At 63.5% G+C, this 5,626-nt stretch carries 5 protein-coding genes; 2 read left to right on the top strand and 3 right to left on the bottom strand.

Features of this window, described 5'->3' with window-relative positions; all coding sequences use genetic code 11:
* Positions 1–2,028, top strand: a 2,028-nt coding sequence (gene bchD, locus KBZ07_RS15330; protein WP_254932421.1) for a magnesium chelatase ATPase subunit D, incomplete at its 5' end; no start/stop codon positions are given.
* Here bchD and KBZ07_RS15325 read toward each other — a convergent pair.
* Both KBZ07_RS15325 and KBZ07_RS15320 read right to left on the bottom strand, forming a co-directional pair.
* Complete coding sequence (locus tag KBZ07_RS15325; RefSeq protein ID WP_254932420.1) at positions 2,025–2,951, bottom strand: MlaD family protein; 927 nt, start codon at positions 2,949–2,951, stop codon at positions 2,025–2,027. The genes bchD and KBZ07_RS15325 overlap by 4 nt on opposite strands.
* Positions 2,952–2,955: 4 nt before the next feature.
* Complete coding sequence (locus KBZ07_RS15320) at positions 2,956–3,714, bottom strand: ABC transporter ATP-binding protein (protein ID WP_254932419.1); 759 nt, start codon at positions 3,712–3,714, stop codon at positions 2,956–2,958.
* A gap of 224 nt (positions 3,715–3,938) precedes the next feature.
* Between KBZ07_RS15320 and yvcK the strand changes: the two genes are divergently transcribed.
* Positions 3,939–5,270 carry a gluconeogenesis factor YvcK family protein gene (gene yvcK, locus KBZ07_RS15315; protein WP_254932422.1) on the top strand — a complete coding sequence of 444 codons (1,332 nt, stop codon included), beginning with the start codon at positions 3,939–3,941 and terminating at the stop codon, positions 5,268–5,270.
* Here the strand turns inward: yvcK and KBZ07_RS15310 are convergent.
* Positions 5,267–5,626, bottom strand: a 360-nt coding sequence (locus tag KBZ07_RS15310) for an NAD(P)H-quinone oxidoreductase subunit J (RefSeq protein ID WP_254932418.1), incomplete at its 5' end; no start/stop codon positions are given. The two genes, yvcK and KBZ07_RS15310, sit on opposite strands and share 4 nt — an antisense overlap.

Genomic DNA, 5,626 nt, shown 5'->3' with positions numbered 1-5,626 from the left:
CTGGGCGGGGTGGTGATCGCCGGTGGTCGTGGCACTGGCAAGTCGGTGTTGGCTCGCGGTCTGCATGCCCTGCTGCCGCCGATCGACGTGCTTGATGTGGGCGGCCAGGCCCTCAACATCGATCCCCAGAGGCCCGATGACTGGGACGAGGAAACCTGCATTCGGCTTACCGAATTGGGTGCCGATCCCACGGGAGTAGCTACCAGCGCCCTGTTGCCCACCGCAGTGGTGCCGGCGCCCTTTGTGCAGGTGCCGTTGGGCATCACCGAAGACAGGCTGGTGGGCTCGGTCGATGTGACGGCTTCGCTGACCAGTGGCCAGGCTGTTTTTCAGCCAGGGCTGCTGGCTGAAGCCCATCGGGGTGTGCTCTATGTCGACGAGCTCAACTTGCTTGACGACAACGTCACAAACCTGTTGTTGGCGGCGGTGGGCAGCGGCGAAAACCGGATCGAGCGGGAGGGCCTCAGCCTTAGCCACCCTTGTCGCTGCCTGCTGATCGCCACCTTCAATCCTGAGGAGGGGCCGGTGCGCGATCACCTGCTCGATCGCTTCGCCATCTGCCTAAGTGCCAATCAGGTGCTGGAGCTTGAGCAGCGGGTGGAAATCACCCGCTCGGCGATGGATCAGGCCGAATCCAGCACCGACTTCGGTGCACGCTGGCAGGAGGAAACCGATGCCCTGGCCACCCAGCTGCTGCTGGCGCGGCAGTGGCTACCGGATGTGCAGATTGCCCGCGAGCAGATCGTTTATCTGGTGAAGGAGGCTTTGCGGGGTGGGGTCGAGGGCCATCGCAGCGAGCTTTATGCCGTGCGGGTGGCCCGGGCCCATGCAGCCCTCAGCGGCCGAGATCGAGTCGAGGCCGACGACCTTCAAGTAGCAGTGCGCCTGGTGATTGCACCTCGTGCCCTGCAAATGCCGCCCCCCGATCCCGACCAGCCTCTTGAACCCCCGTCGCCGCCCCGGGGAGAGACACCGCCCCAGGGGGAGCAGCCGCCGGAGGATCCCGATCAGCCTGAGAACGAGCAGGAGCCCGAGCAAGACAAAGACGATCAAGACGACGAAAGTCCCAAAGACGACGAACCTGAAGAAGACGAATCCCAAGACGACAGTCCTGAAGATCAGGCGCCGCCCCAGGTGCCTGAGGAATTTTTGCTGGATCCTGAGGCCATCGCCATCGATCCGGATCTGCTGCTGTTCGCCTCGGCCAAGGCCAAAACGGGCGGCAGTGGCAGCAGGGCGGTGGTGTTTAGCGATTCCCGCGGCCGCTATGTGAAGCCGATGCTGCCCCGCGGCCCGGTGAAGCGCATCGCTGTCGATGCCACCCTGCGGGCGGCCGCCCCCTATCAGAAATCTCGCCGTGAGCGGCAGCCCCATCGCAAGGTGATCGTGGAAGACGGTGACCTGCGCGCCAAACAGCTGCAGCGCAAGGCCGGTGCCCTGGTGATCTTCCTGGTGGATGCCAGCGGCTCGATGGCTCTCAATCGCATGCAGAGCGCTAAGGGGGCCGTGATTCGCTTGCTCACCGAGGCCTACGAAAATCGCGACGAAGTGGCCCTGATTCCCTTCCGCGGCGAGCAGGCCGAGGTGCTGCTGCCCCCCACCCGCTCGATCACCGCTGCGCGCCGGCGTCTTGAGGCGATGCCCTGCGGCGGCGGCTCACCCCTGGCCCACGGGCTCTCCCAGGCCGCCCGGGTGGGGGCCAACGCTCTGGCCACGGGCGATCTGGGCCAGGTGGTGGTGGTAGCGATCACCGATGGCCGCGGCAACGTGCCCCTCAGCCGCTCCCTGGGTCAACCCCAGCTGGAGGGCGAGGAGCCGGTGGACCTCAAGGAGGAGGTGAAGCAGGTGGCCAGCAAGTACCGGGCCCTAGGCATCAAGCTGCTGGTGATCGATACCGAGCGCAAGTTCATCGGCAGCGGCATGGGCAAGGACCTGGCTGAGGCGGCCGGCGGCAAGTACGTGCAACTACCCAAGGCCAGCGATCAGGCCATCGCTGCCATCGCCATGGAGGCGATCAACGGGATTTAGGGCTTTGTCTGCGTGGCCTTCTCTCGGGCGGCCTTGTCTCGGGCGACGTCGGTCTGGGCCGGGTACAGCTCATCGAAGAATTTGCCCAAGCCCACGGCCACGCTGCGGATGCCGTCCATGAAGCGGGGATCGTCGGTGAGTTTGGTCACATCGCCCCCAACTGAATTCCATTTGGCGGTGAGCTGCTCGGCATTGCTGACGGTGGCCTTCAGATCCTTCAGGGTCTGGGGATTGTCTAGGGCGGCGATAATCCGGCGCAGGTGGTCAGTGCTGCTGTTGAGATTGGTGATCGTGGGCTGGGCCGCTTTCACCGTCGATTCGAGCTCCTTGGCCAGGGACTGGCCTTCCTTCATGAAGTTGGAAGTGTCCTTGGCGGTGCGATCGAAGCTGCTGGCCGCGGTTGAGACTTTGCTGAGCAGTTTCATCTGGTCTGTTTCCACCAGCATCTTGTGCATCAGCGTGGTCACGCTGGTCAGACTTGGTCCCTGGATTCCCTCGATCGAGGAGCCATTGCAAATGGCTACGGTCGTGTTGCAGGCCTTGGAGCGAGGGTTGGCAGAGCCTGGCGGCAAGGGCGGGCCGCTGCTGATCAGAGCAACTTCGGCTTCACCACCTAGTAAGGAGGCTTCGCCGATCTCCGCCCTTGTAGGCCGAGCCAGATTCAGATCGGCATGGTTGATTTCCAGTTCAGCAACCACCGCCTCGGGTGTCACGGTTACGCGCCGCACGCTGCCAACTAAAACGCCTCTGTAGGTCACAGGTGAGCGCTCTGCCAGGCCAGATGCTTCGGCGAAGCTGGCTTTGACGCTCCAGTTTTGCCTGCTTAGGGAGATGCCGCGCAACCAGAAGGAGAGACCTACGGCACTGCCGATAGCGGCTAACAGGGAGAAGCCGACAACTGCTTCGCGGATGCTGCGGCGCATGGATTCAGAGCTCCGCAGGTTGCATCGGTCCGCGCAGACTACCGCTCCTGAACTGCACCACGTAGGGATCGCTGCAGCTGCGGTATTCCTCAACCGTGCCGCTCCAGCGGAATTGGCCGTCGTACAGCAGCACAACCCGTTCCGCAGAGCGTTCGATGGTGCTGTGCACATGGCTCACCACCACAGAGGTGGCCCGAGCTACTTCCGTGGTGCGCACGATTAGATCTTCGATTCGGGTACAAGCAATCGGATCCAGGCCGGCCGTGGGTTCGTCGAACAGCAGCAGGGGCATCTGTTCATTTGGCTTGGCCGGGTCGTCGATTAGGGCCCGGGCAAAGCTGACCCGCTTCTGCATGCCGCCGCTGAGCTCCGCAGGCATTTGCTCCTCGATGCCTTGAAGCCCCACCGCATGCAGTGCTGCGCCCACTCGCTCTCGTATCTCTCGTTCAGCTAGCCGGCCGTGGCGATAGAGCAGGAAGCCGACGTTTTCACGCACGGTTAGGGAGCCAAGTAGGGCCGGGTTCTGAAACACCAGCCGTACGTCCTGAGGCTGACGCTGATCTAGGCGCAAATAGGTCTGAGGGATGCCATGGAGACTCAAGCTGCCGCTGTTGGGCAGCTGCAGTCCTGCCAGCAGACGCAGGATGGTTGACTTGCCCGCTCCGGAAGGCCCAACCACCACTAGGCGCTCGCCGGCGGCGATCTGCAGATTTACCTGGTTAAGGATGCAGCGGCTGCCCCAGCGCACGCTGAGGTTCTCCATTGCGGCCAGCGGTGGTGCTGAGGAAGCCAGAGGGGGCCTATGAAGAAGTTTCCATCCTCGCTGTTTGCGGTGCCGATGGCACTCCTTAAAGTTCAGCCAATTGCGGCAGCGTCCTCCCCCGCCCTTTGCGCTCCTCCGCTCCGGTCTCTCGATTGCGGCGCTCCCGCCGACCGCTGCCGAAACCGGGTTGGCTGGGCCGCGGAGATCTGCGCCGCAAGGACCTGATGAGTCGCTCCCGGCGAGCGGCCCGCTGGTTGCAGCCAGGACTGGTGGTGAAGCGCTGGGTGCTCACCTCCGGGTTGGGGTTATTGGTGGCCCTGCTCGGCGCGGCGGTGTGGGCCGATTTGCAGCCGATCTACTGGATGCTCTCCAGTATTCAATGGCTGCTGGCTCAGGTCACCGGGGTGTTGCCTCGCAAGTTCACGGGGCCGTTGGTGTTGCTGGTTGGAGCTGTGCTGATCTGGCTGGGCCAGAGCCGCAGTTTCGGTTCCATTCAGCAGGCTTTGGCCCCGGAAAAGGACACATTGTTAGTGGATGCCCTGCTGGCTCAGGGGCGCCTCAACCGCGGCCCAAGCATCGTCGCCATTGGCGGCGGCACCGGCCTTTCCACCCTGCTCAGTGGACTAAAGCGCTACAGCAGCAATCTCACGGCCATCGTCACGGTTGCCGATGACGGCGGCAGCAGCGGGGTGCTGCGGCGGGAGCTGGGCGTGCAACCTCCCGGCGACATCCGCAACTGCCTGGCGGCCCTGGCTCGGGAGGAACCCCTGCTGACCCGGTTGTTCCAATACCGCTTCAAGGCCGGTAGCGGTCTGGAGGGCCACAGCTTCGGCAACTTATTCCTTTCAGCCCTCACGGCGATCACTGGCAATCTGGAATCGGCCATCACCGCCAGCAGCAGGGTGTTGGCGGTGCAGGGGCAGGTGGTGCCCGCCACCAACGCCGACGTGCGTTTGTGGGCTGAGCTTGAGAACGGCGAACGGATCGAAGGCGAGTCGAAGATTGGCCACGCCTCCAGCCCAATCGTGCGGTTGGGCTGCACGCCCGAGCGACCTCCGGCCCTACCCCGAGCCCTGGAAGCCATCGCAAATGCCGATTTGATCGTGCTTGGCCCGGGCAGCCTTTACACCTCATTGCTGCCCAACCTGCTCGTACCCGAGCTGGTGCAGGCCATCCGTCGCAGCAAGGCACCGCGCCTTTACATCTGCAACCTGATGACCCAGCCGGGCGAAACCGATGGGCTCGATGTAGGGGGACATTTGCGGGCCCTTGAGGCCCAATTGGCCAGCCTCGGGGTGGAGGAGCGACTATTCACCGCCGTGCTCGCCCAGGAAGATCTGGGCGATTCCGCCTTGATTGACCATTACCGGCACCAGGGTGCCGAGCCGGTGGCCTGTGACACGCGCCAGCTGCGCCGCCAGGGCTACGAAGTGATGTTGGCACCGCTCCAAGGGGCTAGGCCTACGGCCACGTTGCGCCACGATCCCCGCAGCGTCGCCCTAGCGGTGATGCGTTTTTACCGTAATCACCAGAGGGGCAGCGGCTCCGCGTCCTAGTAGGCGTCCTGCATTTCGTAGAAATCGGGCTGCACGTAGTCCTTGCGCATCGGAAAGCCTTTCCAGTCTTCCGGCATCAACAGCCGCTTGGGATGGGGGTGGCCAGCAAACTGAATGCCGTACATGTCGAAGGTTTCCCGCTCCTGCCAGTCGGCACCGCGGAACAGGCCATAAAGAGTGGGAATAGTGAGATCGCCGTCGCGCTCCAGAAATACCTTGATGCGCACTTCTTCAGGGGCTTCCCCTGGGGGCATCACTCCAGCAGTACAGCGATCTGAAAGAGCTGCCAGCTTGACCAGGTGGTAGAAGCTCACCAACAGTCCACCTGCACCTTCGTCGTAGCCCCCTTGGCATTG

This window comes from Cyanobium sp. BA20m-14 (assembly GCF_024346295.1).
The sequence above is the reverse complement of the archived record's forward strand: the minus strand, read 5'-3'. Positions and strand labels throughout refer to the sequence as shown.